Annotated in this window: 13 protein-coding genes and 1 pseudogene; 5 read left to right on the forward strand and 9 right to left on the reverse strand. The window is 70.6% G+C overall.

The features are described from left to right. Nucleotides 1-202 precede the first annotated feature (202 nt). Both AB0I89_RS22280 and ligA read left to right on the forward strand, forming a co-directional pair. Nucleotides 203-1,600: a D-arabinono-1,4-lactone oxidase gene (locus AB0I89_RS22280; RefSeq protein ID WP_357129815.1), complete on the forward strand. Its 1,398-nt coding sequence runs from the start codon at nt 203-205 to the stop codon at nt 1,598-1,600. Between the two features lie 53 nt (nt 1,601-1,653). Beyond that, nucleotides 1,654-3,750, forward strand: coding sequence for an NAD-dependent DNA ligase LigA (gene ligA / locus AB0I89_RS22285; protein ID WP_357129818.1), 2,097 nt, complete (start codon nt 1,654-1,656; stop codon nt 3,748-3,750). A 105-nt stretch (nt 3,751-3,855) separates the two neighbouring features. On the opposite strand, the gene mobF is transcribed toward ligA, so the two are convergent. After that, on the reverse strand, nt 3,856-8,364 hold the full coding sequence (gene mobF, locus AB0I89_RS22290) for a MobF family relaxase (RefSeq protein ID WP_357129821.1): 4,509 nt from the start codon (nt 8,362-8,364) through the stop codon (nt 3,856-3,858). 349 nt (nt 8,365-8,713) lie between these two features. Between mobF and AB0I89_RS22295 the strand changes: the two genes are divergently transcribed. Then, nucleotides 8,714-9,115: a hypothetical protein gene (locus tag AB0I89_RS22295; RefSeq protein ID WP_357129824.1), complete on the forward strand. Its 402-nt coding sequence runs from the start codon at nt 8,714-8,716 to the stop codon at nt 9,113-9,115. 105 nt (nt 9,116-9,220) lie between these two features. Here AB0I89_RS22295 and AB0I89_RS22300 read toward each other — a convergent pair whose 3' ends face one another. From AB0I89_RS22300 to AB0I89_RS22315, 4 genes are all read right to left on the reverse strand, one after another. Next, nucleotides 9,221-9,382 carry a hypothetical protein gene (locus AB0I89_RS22300; RefSeq protein ID WP_357129827.1) on the reverse strand — a complete coding sequence of 54 codons (162 nt, stop codon included), beginning with the start codon at nt 9,380-9,382 and terminating at the stop codon, nt 9,221-9,223. Nucleotides 9,383-9,672: 290 nt separating this feature from the next. After that, the gene (locus AB0I89_RS22305) at nt 9,673-10,149 is read right to left on the reverse strand and encodes a hypothetical protein (RefSeq protein WP_357129830.1); all 477 of its coding nucleotides are present in this window, start codon (nt 10,147-10,149) and stop codon (nt 9,673-9,675) included. Between the two features lie 98 nt (nt 10,150-10,247). Further along, nucleotides 10,248-10,694: a single-stranded DNA-binding protein gene (locus AB0I89_RS22310; RefSeq protein WP_357129833.1), complete on the reverse strand. Its 447-nt coding sequence runs from the start codon at nt 10,692-10,694 to the stop codon at nt 10,248-10,250. Between the two features lie 81 nt (nt 10,695-10,775). Continuing rightward, the gene (locus tag AB0I89_RS22315; protein ID WP_357129836.1) at nt 10,776-11,201 is read right to left on the reverse strand and encodes a single-stranded DNA-binding protein; all 426 of its coding nucleotides are present in this window, start codon (nt 11,199-11,201) and stop codon (nt 10,776-10,778) included. Nucleotides 11,202-11,920: 719 nt separating this feature from the next. Here AB0I89_RS22315 and AB0I89_RS22320 point away from each other — a divergent pair. After that, the gene (locus AB0I89_RS22320; protein WP_357129839.1) at nt 11,921-12,181 is read left to right on the forward strand and encodes a hypothetical protein; all 261 of its coding nucleotides are present in this window, start codon (nt 11,921-11,923) and stop codon (nt 12,179-12,181) included. On the opposite strand, the gene AB0I89_RS22325 is transcribed toward AB0I89_RS22320, so the two are convergent. From AB0I89_RS22325 to AB0I89_RS22340, 4 genes are all read right to left on the reverse strand, one after another. Further along, the gene (locus AB0I89_RS22325) at nt 12,159-13,202 is read right to left on the reverse strand and encodes a bifunctional DNA primase/polymerase (protein WP_357129842.1); all 1,044 of its coding nucleotides are present in this window, start codon (nt 13,200-13,202) and stop codon (nt 12,159-12,161) included. The two genes, AB0I89_RS22320 and AB0I89_RS22325, sit on opposite strands and share 23 nt — an antisense overlap. Then, nucleotides 13,199-13,714, reverse strand: a complete 516-nt coding sequence (locus AB0I89_RS22330) for a hypothetical protein (RefSeq protein WP_357129845.1) — start codon at nt 13,712-13,714, stop codon at nt 13,199-13,201. The genes AB0I89_RS22325 and AB0I89_RS22330 overlap by 4 nt, the downstream gene beginning before the upstream one ends. Nucleotides 13,715-13,816: 102 nt before the next feature. Next, a complete protein-coding gene (locus AB0I89_RS22335; protein ID WP_357129848.1) occupies nt 13,817-14,746 on the reverse strand; it encodes a DUF4192 domain-containing protein in 930 nt (309 codons plus the stop codon). Between the two features lie 76 nt (nt 14,747-14,822). Continuing rightward, complete coding sequence (locus AB0I89_RS22340; RefSeq protein WP_357129851.1) at nt 14,823-15,731, reverse strand: hypothetical protein; 909 nt, start codon at nt 15,729-15,731, stop codon at nt 14,823-14,825. Between the two features lie 254 nt (nt 15,732-15,985). Here AB0I89_RS22340 and AB0I89_RS22345 point away from each other — a divergent pair. Beyond that, nucleotides 15,986-16,518 (forward strand): annotated as a pseudogene (locus tag AB0I89_RS22345) (hypothetical protein); the annotation flags it as partial.

Consider the following 16,518-nt stretch of genomic DNA (forward strand, 5'->3'; position numbering starts at 1 on the left):
GAGTGCCAGGGCGCAGCGCGCGCCCCCCGCCGGGCCCGCGCTGCGCCTGACCGTCAACTGCGGGCCCGCGCTGCGCCTGACCGTCAACTGCGGGCCCGCGCTTCGGGGGCACGACGGCGTGGCCGAGTAGAGCCATTCGGCGCCAGGCGCGACGGGCGCTTTCCGCCCCGAGCACAGACCGAGACAGCTGAGGACTCCTTCAATGACTCTCACCAACTGGGGCGGCAACGTCGCCATCGCCGCCGAGGGCGGTTGGACGCGCATCACATCCCTGGAACAGCTGGAGTCGATGCTGACGCGCGAGGAAGGAACAGTGCGCGTCCTCGGATCCAGGTTCACCTACCCCGCTCAGCTGCGGTGCCCAGACGGAACTCGCGGCATCCTCCTCGACCTGCCCGGTCGGGGAGCCGGCGAGCTGCGTGGCGAGAACCTGTACGTCACGGGAGACACGCTCCTCGAAGACGTGTGGCGGGCTTTCGGCCGCCGCGGTTTGGAGCCGGCCGCATGCCCGCCCGTGATCACAAGCCAGACGGTCGCCGGCGCGCTCGCCACCGGCACCCACGCACAGGGGCTGTCCGGGGGCACTTTCTCCGACTGCGTAGCCGCTGTCGAGCTCATGGACGGGAGCGGCACCCTGCACCGGCTCACCCCCGCTGACGCCGAGTTTGACGCGGCCGTGCTCAACCTCGGGTGCCTCGGCGTGGTCGTCGGCCTGGAACTTCGTGGCCGACCGGCACAGGAGTTGCACTGCGCCCGTTTCACCGTGGCCGAGGACAGCCTGCCCGAGCGCTACGCCGCCTGGAACCGCGAATCCGTGGCCGCCAAGAGTTGGTGGTTCACCGAGCACCAGGTCACGCACACCTGGATCGTCCACGACGACAACTGGACACCCACAGGATGCGAGACCCAAACCGGGGCTGAACTGGACCGCATCGTGACCCGCACCCGCCGTCAACTGATGGCCGACATCGGCGACGGCCAGGGCCGGACACCAGCGGCCCAGACGCTGGAGAAGTTCCTCAGCGCGACGGGCTCCACGGGGACACTCCACGGGATCTTCAAGAACGGCATCCCGGCCCCGCAGCTGAACATGGAGATCGCCGTTGCCCTGGACGTCGTCCCTGCGGCGTACGCCGGTCTCAAGGAACTCCTGCGCGACTCTCCCTACAAGCTGCACTACCCCGTCATCCTGCGCACCACCGGCCCAGCCCACGGCCACCTGAGTCCCACACAGGCAGCCCCAGCCACCTACTTCGGCTTCGTGTCCTACATGAGCGCCGCCGAGTCGATCACCGCAGCGCGCCCATTGTTCGACGACATCCAGCGCCTGCTCTACGGCCTGGGTGGTAGGCCGCACTGGGGCAAGTACTTCACTCCCGAGCTGCTGCCCGCCTCCAACACCGACGGCTTCCACCGGTTCCGGCAGGCTCTCCACACGTTCGACCCGCACCGGCGCTTCGAGAACGACACGTTCTATCGCACGCTCGGGCTCTCCCCGGCACGACCCGGAACTGACAGGCCGCCCCCGCTCAGCCGCCCCCGCCTATCGGAGCAGCGGACAGAACCCCGCCCGTCGGCGCCGACGCGACGCCGCGGATGAATCCCACCAGCGCTACCGACACGCTGTCAGGGGCAGTCAGCAGAATGGGCAGCATGACCACACCTTCCGCAGCGGCGCCCGCTGTCGACCTCGCTGACGAGGCCGCCTACCTTGAAGCCGTCGCGCAGGCGCGGAAGGCCGCCGATGCCTACTACGGCTCCGGCGAATCAGACTTGGACGACGAGACCTACGATCGGCTGCTGCGCGGTATCACCGCGTGGGAGGACGCGCACTCCGGGCAGATCGCGGTCGACTCCCCGTCCCAGCAGGTCGCGGCAGGCGTGACAACGGGCGACGTCGCGCACCCCGTTCCGATGCTCAGCCTGGGCAACGTCTTCTCCGACGAGGAACTGACGGCGTGGGCCGTCTCGCTGGAGCGGCGGCTGGGCGGCGCCGCGGTGGCAGGCTGGGCGGTGGAACCCAAGCTCGACGGTGTGGCCTTGGCAGCCCGCTACCGCGAGGGCCGGCTGGTTCAACTCGTTACCCGCGGCGACGGGTCGACCGGGGAGGACGTGTCCCACGCGATCGGGGACATCATCGGCCTGCCCATGACCCTGACCGAACCGGTCACGATCGAAGTGCGGGGCGAAGTCCTCATGACCGAGGAGCAGTTCGCTGCTGCGAACGAGCTGCGGATCACGCACGGCGCCACGGCCTTCGCCAACCGCCGCAACGCCTCCTCGGGCTCGCTGCGCGCCAAGGACCGGGCCTACCGGATCGGGCAGACCTTCCTGGCCTACGCCGCGCTGACCCACCCCGAGCACACCGACGATCCTGGCCTCGCCGCGCTCACTCACACTGAACTCATCGCCCGCCTCGCCGATCTCGGGCTGGGGACGATGGCCGACACCCCGCTCGCCACCCGGGCCTACGCGACCCTTGACCAGGTGGTGAACCGGGTGCGCGAGATCGGCGCCCTGCGCGCAGGACTCGACATCGAACTCGACGGTGCCGTGATCAAGGCCGACAGCCCTGCCGACCAGATCCGGGCCGGGATGGGCTCTCGCACCCCGCACTGGGCCACCGCCTTCAAGTTCCCGGCCGCCCAGAAGATCACCGTGCTGCGCGCCGTGGAGTGGAGCGTGGGCCGCACCGGTGTGATCGCCCCACGGGCCGTCCTCGACCCCGTGGACGTCGCCGGCACCACCATCACCTACGCCACGCTGCACAACCCGGCCGACATCACCCGCCGCGGCCTGATGCTCGGAGACCACGTCATCGTCTACCGAGCCGGCGAGGTCATCCCCCGCGTCGAAGGCGCGGTCGCCGGCCTGCGCACCGGCACCGAGCAGCCCATCGACTTCCCCGAACTCTGCCCGCGCTGCGGCTCCGGCATCGACCGCAGCCAGGAGCGCTGGCGCTGCGCGCGGGGACGCTCCTGCGGCCAGAAAGAGGCAATCCGGTACGCCGTCGCCCGCGACGCGCTCGACATCGACGGCCTCGGCGAGAAGATCATCGTGCAACTCGTCGACACGGGGCTGATCGAGGACTTCGCCGACCTGTTTACCCTCACCCGCGATCAGCTACTCACCCTGGACCGCATGGGGGCCAAGAGCGCCGACAACCTCCTGGCCGCGATCGAGACGGCCAAGACCAAGCCCCTCAATCGCGTCTTCTGCGCCCTCGGCGTCCTGGGCACCGGCCGTTCCATGTCGCTGCGCATCGCCGCGCACTTCGGCTCCATGCAGGCCATTCAAGACGCCGACGCCGTCTCACTAGAGCAGGTCAACGGCATCGGCGACGAGAAGGCCCCAGTGATCGTCGAGGAACTGGCCGATCTCGCCCCCGTCATCGACAAGCTCGTCGCCGCAGGTGTAAATCTGGACCAGCCCGGCTTCGTTCCCGCTGCTCTCACAGATGCTCAGGGCGATGCGGAGGCGTCCGCCCAAGAGGCGAAGAGCGAGCTGCCCTTGGCGGGGATGACCGTGGTGGTAACCGGTGCGATGACCGGGCCTCTCTCGGACCTATCCCGAACCGAGATGACCGAACTGATCGCCAAGGCAGGGGGACGCGCATCCTCAAGTGTCTCTGCCCGCACCCACCTCGTCGTCGCTGGAGAGAAGGCCGGAAGCAAGCTCGACAAGGCTCGGGCGCTGGGCATCGAGATCATCACACCCGAGGACCTCGCCCAGCGCCTCGCTGGCATCTGACGTCGGCCGCCGTCGCGATCGAGGACTCCGGGTACGGCGTCCGCGCCGCGCACCAGGCGGAATGCCGGCGTCCCGCGTACCGCGACGCCTGCCTTGATCTTCGCCCTACCAGGACACCTGAACGTCCGGCTGGCTCCGGACTTGTTCAAGAGGTGGCTCGGGCGCGGTGTGCTGTATGCCGACGCGCTGCTCAGGCAATGTGGCAGACCGCGCGGGCTCGGGCGTGGCTGCTGAGATGCAGTAGCCCTCGGCGATGAGTTGAGCGTTTAGACGTGTTGCGTACGTGGGCGTGGTGAGGATGCTGTCCGGGTCGCCATGGCGGGGGCCGAGCCAGTCTTTGCCCAAGTCGTCGGCGATTCGGGCGGCGATGTGTGCCCGTTGTTCGTCGGGTAGGGCGAGGTAGATGTCGCGCGCGATTCTCGCGGTGGCGGGGTCCGCAGGGCTGGTGTGCGGGTGCCGGGCGGCAAGGACGGCGTCAGCGGCGTGGAGGTATGCCCGGTGCCCGGCGTGGTGCTGGGGAACGTAAGGGCCGATGGGTTGGTCGGGGTCATCGCCGGTGATCTGGTACTGGTCGCGGTAGGCCGCGACAGTCGCCACGTGGGTCCTCCACGCCGTGTGCACGTCCGGCTGGGTGACGTCGCCCCTAAGCCCGGCGAGCCAGGCGGGTTGCTCGGTGAGGGCGCGGTCGGTGACCTCGTTGACCCGCTCCTGGATGAGCCGGGTGGCGTCTTCGAGGTAGGCCGTCAAGGCGGTGTCGGCGGTACGTGAAGCGGCGTCAAGCCAGGGAACCGGCCCGGCCTCGGGGGCGGGGCGGGTGAGGCTGTGGAGTTGGTGGCGGACGCTGTCCAGGTCGCTGCCGGGACGGGCAACGGTGAGGAGTTGTTCAGCGGGGTGGCCCTGTGTTTCGGCGGCCTTGAGGGTCCAGGCGAGGGTGCGCCAGCCGTCGGTGGTGCCGACTTCGACGGGTGGTGGGGTGGAGTCGAGGTGCTGATTGAGTCGCCAGGCGAGGACTTCGGAGAGGGACCGAGCGTCGTGCAGGGGCCGAGCGAGGGCCGCCGTGGCGACGGCGGTGAGGGCGTCGTGTCCAGCGTGTTCGGCGCGGCGGATCGCGGCAGTGAGAGCTGGCCAGGCGGGCTCGCCAGCAGCCCGGTCGGCCTTTCGGTCGCCGAGAACGGTGGCGATCAGCTGTCGATGGTCGCCGTCGTGTGAGGCGGGTTCGCTTGCGAGAAGCCGCGGTGGGCGGGTCGCGTCGATGGGGTCGAAGGGCTCGGCGGTACGCAGGATTGGTCGGAGGAGAGCGGCGTACCGCGCGGTGTCGTCGACGCTTGGTTGGGTCAGGGCGGGGCTCGGGCGGCGGCCGTCAAGGTGGTCCTTGACGCGCCAGGCGAGAAGTTGAGCGGGGGATTCGGCGCCAGCGAGAGTGCCGCGGCGGGCGGTGCTGGCGAGGACTTGGGGCAGGTCCCAGCCGTTGCTCTCGGCGGTGCGCAGCGCGCGGACGACGCTAGGCCAGGCGGCGTCACGGTGCACCGCGACGGCGTCTGGGCCAAGGGCGTCGGAGACGAGGGTGTGCAGGCGCTGGTTGTCGGCGAGTTCGGTCGCGTAGCGCAGTCGGGGGACCAGGGTGGCGAGGCTGCGGGCCTGGTCGGCGGCGTGGGTGATGGCTTCGGTGGCGGAGGTTTGCGCGCCTTCGGTGGCGAGGACGGTTTCGAGGACTTCTCGGGCGGCGCGGGCGCCTGGGTCGTAGCCGGCGCGGTCGAGGCGGGCGTCCTCGTCGAGGGGCAGGATGCGGTGGGTGACGGCGTAGAGGGTCGTGTGCTGGCGGGCGCGGGTGGCGGCGACGTAAAGGTGTTCGCGGGCCATGTCGTCGGTGATGAGGGCGTGGGCGGTGTCGACGGTGGCGCCCTGGGCGCGGTGGACCGTGGTGGCGTAGAGCAGTTCGACGTGCGCGGCGACATAGGCGGCGGGGAGGGTGAGGGTGCCGCCATGCTGCTGGTGTTTGACGGCGAGGGCCCCGTCGGGGCGGCGGTGGGTGACGGTCCAGGCGTCGCCGTTGCGGACCCAGTCCTTGCCCCGGTTGCTGGTCATGGTGCGGCTGTTGAGGCGGGTGACGATCCAGTCTCCGCGGCCAGCGCGGTTGCCGTCATGCAGGTTGACGCCGTCAGGCTCGACCTGACCGGCGACGACGCGGTCGGCGCGGGCGCGGGCGGACAGGGCGGTCACTCCTGCGCTGGTGGACGACGACATGAGGGTGGTCAAGCCTGCGGTCATGTCGGTGTGCCAGGCGGTGTAGGCCTGTTCGACCATGGCCTCGTAGGAGCCGCCACGGATCCGGCCGCTGCTCTCGTAGTGGTCGAGGGCGGTGGTGTCGCCGTCGCGGAGGCGGCGGGTGGCGTCGGCTTCGGCAGGTGTGGTGAAGCGGTGCAGGGCGGTGAGTTCGACGGCGCCGGCCTCCGTTGCGAGCAGGCGCAGTGCGCCGCCGGACTCGACGGCGGCGAGTTGCCGGTGGTCTCCGAGCAGGCGTACGAGGGCGCCGTGCCGTGTGGCGATGTCGCGTAGGGCGTCAAGGTTGTGGGTGCCGGCGAGGCCGGCTTCGTCGACGAGGATGACGTCGCCGGGCCGTACCCGGAAGAAGTCTTTCCCAGTGGGGAAGGTGCTGTCGGCGTGCCGGTGGTTGGTGTGTTCGTGGACGAACTTGTGCAGGTTTTCGGCGGGGACGCCGAGGTCGGCGCTGAGGACGGCGGACGCGGCGGCGGAGGTGGCCAGGGGGATGAGTCGCTGGCCGTGGGCGGCGACGACGTGGTGGTACGCGCGCATGGTGGTGGTCTTTCCGGCGCCAGCGGGGCCGAGCCCGACGGCGATCAGCCGCGCGTCGGTGGCGAACGCGACGACCATGGCCCGCTGCCCGGCATCGAGCGTGGTGCCGGTGGTGGCCTCGTAACTATCGAGCATCGCCTGCACGGCGGGGGCCGCGTAGCCCAGGACGGTGGGGGTGCGGGCGGCGTCGAGGAGGCGTTGTTCCGCGTCGAGGATCGCCTGGCTGGTGTAGCGGGCGGTGCCGTGCTGCACGAACACTGACGTTCCATCCTTGCGGCGCAGCCCGGCGGGCTCGACCAGATCCGGCTCGGCCGTTACGGGTACGCAGAGCGCGGTGACGGCCTGGTGGACGACCTGCTGCAGCACCTCCGCGCGATCGTGCTGATCGGTAAAGCGCAGCCCGCGAGGGGCGACGGTGGTGGGTGGTTCGCGCAGCAGCCGGTCGGTTTCGGCACGCAGGTTCCACACCGTCCACGTCGACCGGGATCCCTCTGCCCGTCGCACCGCCAGAGCTGCAAGGGCCCCGATCTGGTCTGTGGATAACGTTGTGGAAACCATCTCGTGTCTGTGGGCGGGGCCGGTGGCGGTGACGACCTGGGCAAGGGATCGCGCGGCCGATTGGCCGTGTTCGGCGTGCAGTCGGGCCGTCCATTCCTCGCGCAGCGCGGCGAGGGAACGGGGAGCGGGTTTGGGGCCGCGGGTGTCGAGGTTGGCCTGGCCCGCGAGGCGGAACGCGGCCTGGTTGTCGGGGTCGCGGCCGTGGGCGCGACGGAAGTCGACGACCAACTGCTCGTAGCGGGCCTCGATCTGCGACCGCCGCGATGAGAACGTCCCGATCACGTCGCGCGGAACACCGGCGACCTCACGGACCGGATGCCGCTTGCCCACGGTGTCAGGGCGGACCGCGAACTGGACCCCGAGGTGTTGGATGGCGAGGGTTTCGATGGTGGAGTTGTAGTGCTCGGACGCGGCGACCGCGACGCGGTGCAACGGGCCGCCGTCGAGGCTGCGCCACTTCCCATCCGCTCCCTGGATCTTGTTGCTGATCGCGACGTGGGTGTGCAGGTTCGGGTCGCCGTCGCGGGAGTCGTAGTGGTCGAACATGGCGTAGACCAGGCCGCGGGTGTCCAGCTGCGCCTGCCCGGTATCGCCGCTGCGTGTGAACGCCGCGTGCTTCTCCAACAGCTCCAGTGCGGAGTCGCGGGCCTGCTCGTGGATCGCCTTCACCGTGTCGCGGACCCACTCGCGTTCGTCGAGGGCCCACAGCAGGACGAGGCTCTTCACGGGGGTGAAGACGAGGTCGTAGCCGGCGACGGCACCCCGGGCCCGGCGGGCCTCCTCGGCGCGTACCTTGCCCGTCTCGGACTGTGTCGGCTCCCGGCCCGTCTCGGCGCGCACCACGTCGAGCCGCTGATCGACACGGGTGTCGAAGTCCTGCAGGGTCGCGTAGACGGGGAAACGGCGCCCGAGGGTGGCCTGGCGGATCGCCTCCTGCGTGAGCCGCTCGACCTCCTCGTCGTCCATGCCGGGTCGAACCCGGGTAGCGAGATGTCGGGCGATGATGGCGTCAGCGTCGGGGTGCATCCCCTGGCCAAACAGGTGCCGCATCTGCTCCTCGGACACCTGCCCGGCCAGGCCGAGCGGGGCCAGACCTCGGCCGCCCCACCGGCCGGGAGGGTTGCCGGGGGCGGTGTAGTAGTCGGTCGCGTCCTGCCCGGGAAGCCGGTCGCGGTCTCCGCCGACGACGTGCCGGGTGAGGTAGGTGTAGCCGTCGCCGACCGACAGCTTGTGCAACGTCATCACTGGGCGACCGCACCCCTTCCCTTGCGTCGAACTCGCCTTCACCCGCCTTTGTTGGCGCGATTGTTTTGCGCCGGTTATTTGAGTGGGAGAGGGGACGGTACCCGCCGCAGGCGACCCGTGGCAAGAGCATCTGCAAGAGGTGTGTCGGCGTTCTCTTTTGAAGCTGTGGATCCACGTTTGCGCTGGCAGAGACGGTGTTGTGTGGGGGTTTAGGCGGCTATTCTTTTCGGTTGTTTGTGGTTGGATTGACGTGGCTTGAAATTGCGACTCGGTCTTGTTGGTAATGGGTGCTCATGGCTAGGGTTCCGACATGGCTAAGCGAAATTCTGGTGCAGGTGTTAATCGGATGGCGGCGCGGAAGGCGTCGGAGGTTCGGGCGGCACGGGTCGCGAGGCTCGCGGCGCACGAGGCGAGCGTGACGGAGGCGGTGCGGGTCTACTTCGACCGGGTGACACGCGCGGGTCAGGTGCGGGACGAGGCGACCCTTCGGGCTCAGCGGATCCTCGCTGCCGGACAGAGCAGGGCAGGAGTGCTGGCCCGGGAAGCCGATGCGGCGGTCGCCCGGCTTCGGGAACTTGGTGAGCCGGTCGTGGAGATCGCGGCCATGATCGAGCTTCCTGTCGCCGGGGTGCGCGCCGCCCTCGCCCGCGCCAGCGACCAACCGACCCCCGTGGGCGACCAGCCGGCCCTCGTCGATGAGCCCAAGGAGATGCCCATGCAGGAGGAGCCGGCATTTTCGACGGCATGAGGTCGGGCGCGGCCTCCAGCACGGCGCAGCGAGCGCGGTGGGCAGCGGGCCGTGATGGCGCGGCGGGGCCGGACTCGACAGTCCGGCCCCGCCGCGCGTGGCGTGTCAGCGGTCGCCGTAGCGCAGGACGGTTCGGTACTCGGCGGCGTCGGCGGCGCTGTACGGGTCGTAGGCGTCCTTCTGCCCGACCAGCACGAGCCGGCGGCGGACGGACGCCGTGGTGGGGGAGTGGTGCTGCGGGGCAGTGGGAGTGGCGGTGGTGCTCATGAGTGGGTCCTCCTGACGGTTCGGGTTGGTGCGCTGCTGCCCGGGTGGGCCCGGGGTGCCGCGCTGACAGGCCGGTGAGGGACCGGCCGCGGCCGGCGGCGGGCAAGCGGGAAGGCCGCGAGATCTTGGGAGCGCAGCGGTCCGGGGAGCGCAGCGAGCCGGCCAAGATGTTGGGGTCGGCGCTTGCCGGACGTGGCCGGGTCGGTCACCACTGGGGACTGGCCAGCGCGCACCACGGACACCGGCGAGACCCAAGCGGGTCAGGGCGGAGTGGCGATGCGCAACCTCTCCTACGGGCGGGCCCGTCGCCCGGTGAGCCGTAGGCGCAGATGCTTGACCGGTGCGGTGGGGTAGGCGCGGAGGTAGGTCACCAGCGTGTAGGCGAGGTTGGCGGTGCGCTTTCCGACATCGCCGAGACCGGGCTGGCCCTGCAGGCGGGCGTTGAGGGCGCCGAGGAGTTGGTACCAGCCGTAGTAGAGCTCCTTGATGGCGATGACGTTGTCTGCCGTCAGGTGGGTGCAGGTTCGGGTGGCGGTGAGCCACTGCTGGTTCACGGCTTGGGCGTGCTCGTCGAAGAGGTTGCCGGTGAGCATGTCGATTTGGCGGCGTACGTCGTCGGCGTCCTGCGGGAGGCTGATCGCGGGCAGGGGCAGGCAGGCTCCCGGCTCGGGGTGGGCGGCGTGGACGACTTGGGTGATCGCTGCGCAGCCGCGGACCAGGTCCCGGTACGCGTCGGCAAGGTGGTGGCCGGCTGGGGGAGTCTTCACGGGTTCTCCGGGGCGTCGGGCGGGGGTCTCGGTGTTCGAACTGGCGGATGGACTGGGCCACGGGCGGGCCGTGGTCAGCGGCCCGCCCGGTGTGGTGGTCAGCGGTGCAGGAGCTGTGGGTCGGTGGTGACCTCGGGGTAGAGGTGTGCGGCGTACTGCTCGCCGTCGGGGGTGGTGACGATGTCGCCGCGGCGGGCCTTGACCGCAGTGCCGGCGTGTGCGTCGGTGAACCGCATGGAGACCGACAGGTTGCGGGCCTGGACTTTGAGGCTGGGCATGTCGGAGTCGTTGAGGTAGGGCAGGAGTTGGCCGGCTTCGACGAGGACCTGGTCGCCGCGGGTCAGGTTGCGGGCCCGGGCGGCGAGGTCGCCCCAGCACATGACCTCGAAGAACATGGCGCGGGTGTCGACCCACTTGCCGCTGTGGTCGCGGTAACGGTCGCGGTGCACGATCGGGAACTGGACGTACTCGCGGCCGTCGCGGGTGTGGCCGGTCTGCGGGGAGGCGGTGAGCCGGCCCTCGACGATGCAGGTGAACAGGGACATGACGACGCTCCAGACAGTCAGGTCGGGTGAGGGGTGATGGGCGGGGCCGGCCGGCGCGGCCGGCCCCGCCTGCGGTGAGGGCTAGAAGGCGGGCTCAAGCTGGCGGTCGTCGGCGTTCCAGGGGTCCTCGACCTGCTCGGCCTTGGCGGTGCGGGCGGACTGGGCGCCGGCGAACCGCATCGAGACCGCGACGTTGCCGGCGGTGACCTGCAACTGCCCGGCCGGCTTGTCGCTGTTGGGTGACTGGTAGGCCCAGACGGAGAGGTCGTCGCGGGCCTCGACGATGACCGTGTCGCCCTTGCGCAGGTGCTCGGCGCACCGTTCGGCGAGGCTCTCCCAGCAGGTGACGGTGACCCACATCGTCGGCCCGTTGGTCCACTCACCGCCGTTGCTACGGCGGCGGGTGTTGTGGCCGACCCGCAGCTTGCAGACGGCCTTGCCGGAGGGGGTGACGCGCAGCTCGGGCTCGTCGGCGAGGTTGCCTTCGAAGGTGAGGTTGAACAGCATGACCGTGCTCCCTGTCGCTTGGTGTGCGGCGGGCGGGCCGGTCGGGTGACCGGGGCGCCGGGGTGCCGCGCTGACGGGGCCGGTCAGAGCCCGCCCTGGGGCCGGGGCTGCAAGCAACCGGCCAAAAGATCTTGGCGTCGAGCGGAGCGAGACAAGGGGCCAAGATGTTTTGGAAGGGGGCTTAGCGGCCCCGGCCCGGGTGGGCTGACCTTTGGGTCCCTCAGCAGCGGACACCCGGCCGCCACCCGGGACACCAGCACCGCCAGTGCGCCTCATCCGTGACGACCGAGGCCCGGACGTCGTACCGACCTCGCCGGCCGCCGAGCTCGGGCGCTAGCGGCACGCTTAGACGGAGCCAAACGATGTGCGGGGCGTTCTGCGCCCGCCAACGCCGTCCAAACGTGTCGTGGCCAGGTCGCTTGTTCCGGGCGAGATGCTGACTGCGAGCAGACCATCCGCGTCTGGCTGCTGTCCACGGGGCGCCGAGTCAGACGCCCCAATGACATACGGCGGCGGGGTGGTTGAACTCAACAACTGGTAGGCGCTGGGTGCTGGACTGGTCGTGTTGGTTCGGTCACGATTTGGTGATGAGTGAGGTGCGTCCTCGGTGGGCGAAGCTACCCCCGGCTGAGCGAGACCGCCGTCTGGCGCAGAGCGCCGCGGATCGCGCGCGGCACGAACATGGCGCAACTCCGTCGACGGCCGTACCGCACGTGGATGTGCCTGAGCAGGAGCGGCGCAGCCGGCAGGGTCAGAGCGACGCCGCCCGTGCCCAGGTGACGCGCTGGGCGGGACTGCCGGAGGAGGAGCGCCGTCGTCGACAGTCGCAGAGCGACGCTGCTCGCGCTGCGGCCCGGCGTACCGAGGCGCCGCCTGCCCGAAGCTCGGCGACCGAGTTGAGCGACGACGAGATCGTCCGGGCGATGGAGGACACGATCGACGGCGGCGGCTACGACTTCATGTCGAAGGACGACTGGTGACAGCAAGACGAAGGCGACGGCCTGGGTGAGGGCTCGTACCGCCACTGCGCGGTTGTCGTTCCCGGGTTACTGCCCGGGGACGGCGTAGTCCGGCTCGCCAGCCGGAGGCGATCGTCGCGCGAGCCTCAGCCGCCGAGAGACCGACGGTGTGCGCGGCTTCCGCGAGCCGGGGCCACACCACCTGTGCGTCTAGCCCGTCGTGGGCGGCGAGTTGTCCGAGACGGAATGCCGCGAGGTGCAGGGCCGTGTTCCGGCCGCCAGCGATGATCCGCTGTCCGCCGCGGATTACCGGTCGGGGTGCGGTGAGGACTCTGCCGATCTCGCCGTTGAGGGCGGCAAGCCCGTACCGGCCGGGGTCGTCGATCCGACCTGGGATAGCCGTAGCCGGTTCGGGCACCGGGGCCGGCGGTGGTGACAGCAGTCGCCGTAGGGCTGGTGGGCAGTCTGGCAGGACACGGTCGAACTGTTGGGTGAAGGTGTACCGGCGGCCGGTGGTGTGCAGCGACGGCGGTGCGACGACGAGTCCACCGCGTCCACGCCAGTCCACCCCGGGCACCACGCCGACGCGGTTGGCGTGCCCGGTCGCGGCGAACCAGAGATGCCACCCGGATCCGGTTCGTACGACGGGCCCTGTCGGGTGGGTGTTGTCGAGGATGGTCGTGACCGTTCGGAGTCCGTCTGCGGTGTCGATGTCGCAGACGTCGAGCAGGGTGCCGGTGGCGAGGCCGATGTTCGCATCGGGCCACCTCGTCCACCATTGCCGTACGAGAGCGGGGTCGGTGGAGGCATCTCGCAGCCCGTGCCGCAGCCGAGGGTGTTTGCCGGGTGACGGGCAGGCGGGTGCCCGCCGGCAGCTGCAGCCACCAGCACGCTGGGGAGTGTGCAGGGGCATCACGGGGATACCGGCGGTGGCGTAACGAAGGGCCACGTTGAGGACGGGCTCGGATCGCAGGTCCTGCGGTGGGGGCGGTTGGGTGGCTGGTGCGGCGGTCGGCCCCTGGGCTTGGGTCGGGGTGGTCATCGGAGGTTCCTCTGGTGGTCATGGGCGCGGTTCGGGCCCGGCGGATCTGTCGAGGCCGGGGATGGCACCAGGACGGCGGGATGGTGGACGGGGTGCTGGTTGACCGTGAGGTCGAGGCTGACGTACTCGCCGTTTTCCGTTGCGATCGCGACGCTGAGCGGCGCAGCGGTGCCGGGGACCGGGGTGACGGCGATGGTGACGGGTCCGGCGGTGATCGTGGCGGTCGGGACGCCGTATCGGTCCTCGCTGACCACGGCGGTGACGTTCCAGGTTTCGTCCAGCAGCGGCCGGCCGCTGCTGTCGATGAGGCTGCTCATCAGTCCCAACGCGTCTGCGCCGGATGGCTCGGCCTCACGGTTGAGGAATGCGGTGAGCGCGTCGACGATCGCTGTGTCCGGGTGTTGCTGTCCGTTCGTCGTGTGGTGCGAACGCAGATCCCCGTCGTCGGCGACTGTCGGGGTGCGATGGCGCTGCATCAGGCCGGTGTTGGTCAGGGCAGCTTGCGGCGTCACGAGGTACTCCAGAGGCAGTGGTGCGGGCGGGATGGATCAAGGTCGGGGCATGGTTGCTTCGGCCCGGAGGGCTGGCTGTGCGGAGGCGCGACGGGGAACGCGTCACTCGGCGCGCGCGGCGTCGAAGTCGCAGGTTCCGAGGAAGGCCAGGTCGCGGGCGGGAATGTGCCTGCCGGCGGCGAGCGCCACGATGCGGCTTATCCGGTCCTGCGGGTCGACGATGAGTGCCCGTCGGGCCGCGGCGAGAGCGAGGGTTTCGTCGCCGAGTCGCCACGCGCACCAGGCGGCGAGACCTGCCGGAGCGGTGACGTACTCGCCGGGGACGCGGCGGGTCAGGTCCAGCCACAGATCCCGCTCCCACATCACCCCCGACGTGGCCCGCCGTACCGTGTCTCGGTTCTGCTGATCGGTCAGCAGGATCGCCATGCGGGCGGCTTGCTCGACGGTGAGGCGGTGGCTGTTCCGGGCCCGGTCGAGCAGCGCTCGCAGCGCCGCCGGCCCGTCGGGGGCGGGCTGAAGGGCGGCGATGGCCGCAGCGACGGCGGCCTGTTGTGCCGGGTCGGGATCGGTGAGCGCGAGCAGGGCGTCGCGATTCGGTAACGCGACGAGGCCCTCGACGGTCGACTGGGCGGCGGTCGCGGTCGCCTTCGCGTCGAAGCTGACACCCTCTGTGGCGTCGCAGGGGCAGTCGAGGCAGAAGTAACGGTCAGTGATCACCAGGAGCGTCTGGCTGACGGTGAGGTGCGCGGCCAGGGCGTCACCCGCCGCCGTGACTTTCGGTGCGACGTCCCGGTTGCCGTAGCCGACGAGGACGAGGGTCTGCGCCGCCGTCCGATCGGCGACGTCGAGGAAGGCCTCAACGACCTGCGCCATCGGGGCGGCGAGGTCGACCCGGGCCGCGACGGCGACTCTCCGGTCGGCCTTCAAGAACAGCGCGACGAGACTCTGCTCGGGGTGGTAGCCCAGCAGGTAGGGCACCAGGCCCAGCAGCTCCGCCTGCGACCGTACCGTGAAGGTGGGGACATGAGACACGACAAACTCCTTGATCGAGTACGGGTAGAAAACGAGACCGGCTGTGGTCGACCGGACCACGGCAGGGGACGCCGCTCTACTGCGGCTTCGGGCGTCGCCGCTCACCGGCGAGGACCCGGACAGTGGTGCTCGCCGCGATAGGCGCGTCAGCGGGGCCGCGGAGGTAGGCGAAGACGTAGACGTCCTTTCGCAGCGCCCGCCCGGGACCGTGGGGCTGGGAGCGCCAGTAGCCGCTGATCCACCGCCGCTGCGCCTGCGGCTCCCGCGCCTCACCCGGCCTGGTCTCCCGCGGGCCGGTGGCCTGCCGGCCGCGGATGCGGACCAGCCGGACCTCCGGTGCGGGCCGCCGGGTCCGTACGTACGCCTTACGGATCGACCGGTCCGCCGCGACGGAGACGGTTTCGCCGGTGCGCTGCGCGATGAGCAGCCACGTCGCGGCCAGCACCGCGAGAGCACCGTCAACACGTGTGATCGCCTCGCCGTGGACGACGAGGCGGTGGCTGACGGGGATGAGCCAGCCGACCTGCTCCCGCAGCGCCTGCACCGCCAACCCATCGGCGACGCCGGCCGAGCCACCGACACCGCGGTAGGAGACGATCCGAATCCCTTCATCAGTGCTGGCCCACGATGCGGCGCAGACATCCCAGGCGACCGGATTGGCCCACAGGAGCAGCCCATGGGGTGCGGGGAGGTCTTCGACGTCGAGGACGGTCGCCGGGAGGTCCGTGGCGGCGGTACAGGCGAGGTCGGTGAACTCGTCGTCAACGGCGAAGAGCCGCCCACCCTGCAAGCTCGCCGCGATGTCCTGCCTCTGGCGGACCTTCAGCAGGTCCATGTGGTCTGGTCCGGTAAGCAGCGCGGTCAGCCGGTCACGGATCTTCGGCAGCGCTGTGGCCGTGACTGGGGTGTGGGGCCAGTGGACGTCGGTGAGCAGGGTCCGCCCTGGCCGCAGGGTCCCCACGACACCGGCATGAATCGCGCGCACGGCTTCGGCCGCGATCGTCGGGTCCGCCCACCCCATCCGGGTGACCGCCCGCTGGGTCAGGGCTTCGCTGATTGGTGCAACGCACGTATTCGTGACCGGTCGTATTCGTCGCGTGTCCCGGCCAGCAGTGTCGGCGTACGGTCATCACGGCACCGTCCTCACCAGGCACATCGCCCGGCAGGTTAGGCCGGAAACACCGTTAAGATCCACACCCGCGGATCGTCACCGGGCGCCGGGTGGACGGTGTGGTCCTGATGGAGATCCCCTTGGAGGACGACCGGGTGACCCGCCTGACCAAGACCGGTCTGCCGTTCGTCACGATCGGGCGGATCGCCGAACCGCACGACATGAGCTGGATCGACATCGACTATTCCGGGCTGATCGCCCGCTGCGTGCGCCACCTGGCCGATCTGGGGCACCGGCACGTGGCCCTGGTCAACCGTTCCGCCGAGTTGGTCGCCGCGGGCTACGGCCCCAGCCATCGGGCGCTCACCGGTTTCCGGGCGGCGGCGGACCGGGGGCTGACCGGCGTGGAGGTCTGCTGCGGCGACGACACGGCCTCCGGCGAGGCGTGCGTGGAACAGCTGCTCGTGACGCATCCCGACGTCACGGCCATCGCCACCATCAACGAGGCCGCGCTGCCCGGCTTGCAGCGCGCGCTGACCGGTGCCGGCACCGACGGCGGGGGGGGGGGCGGGGGGTGCGGCGTGGGCCGCCCCCCGCGCGGGTGGGGGGGGGGGTGTGCTGAGGGGGGGGGCGCGCGGCGCGGGCGCGGCGACTCACACGA

It is taken from the genome of Micromonospora sp. NPDC049801, assembly GCF_040656575.1.
Classification (GTDB): Bacteria; Actinomycetota; Actinomycetes; order Mycobacteriales; family Micromonosporaceae; genus Micromonospora.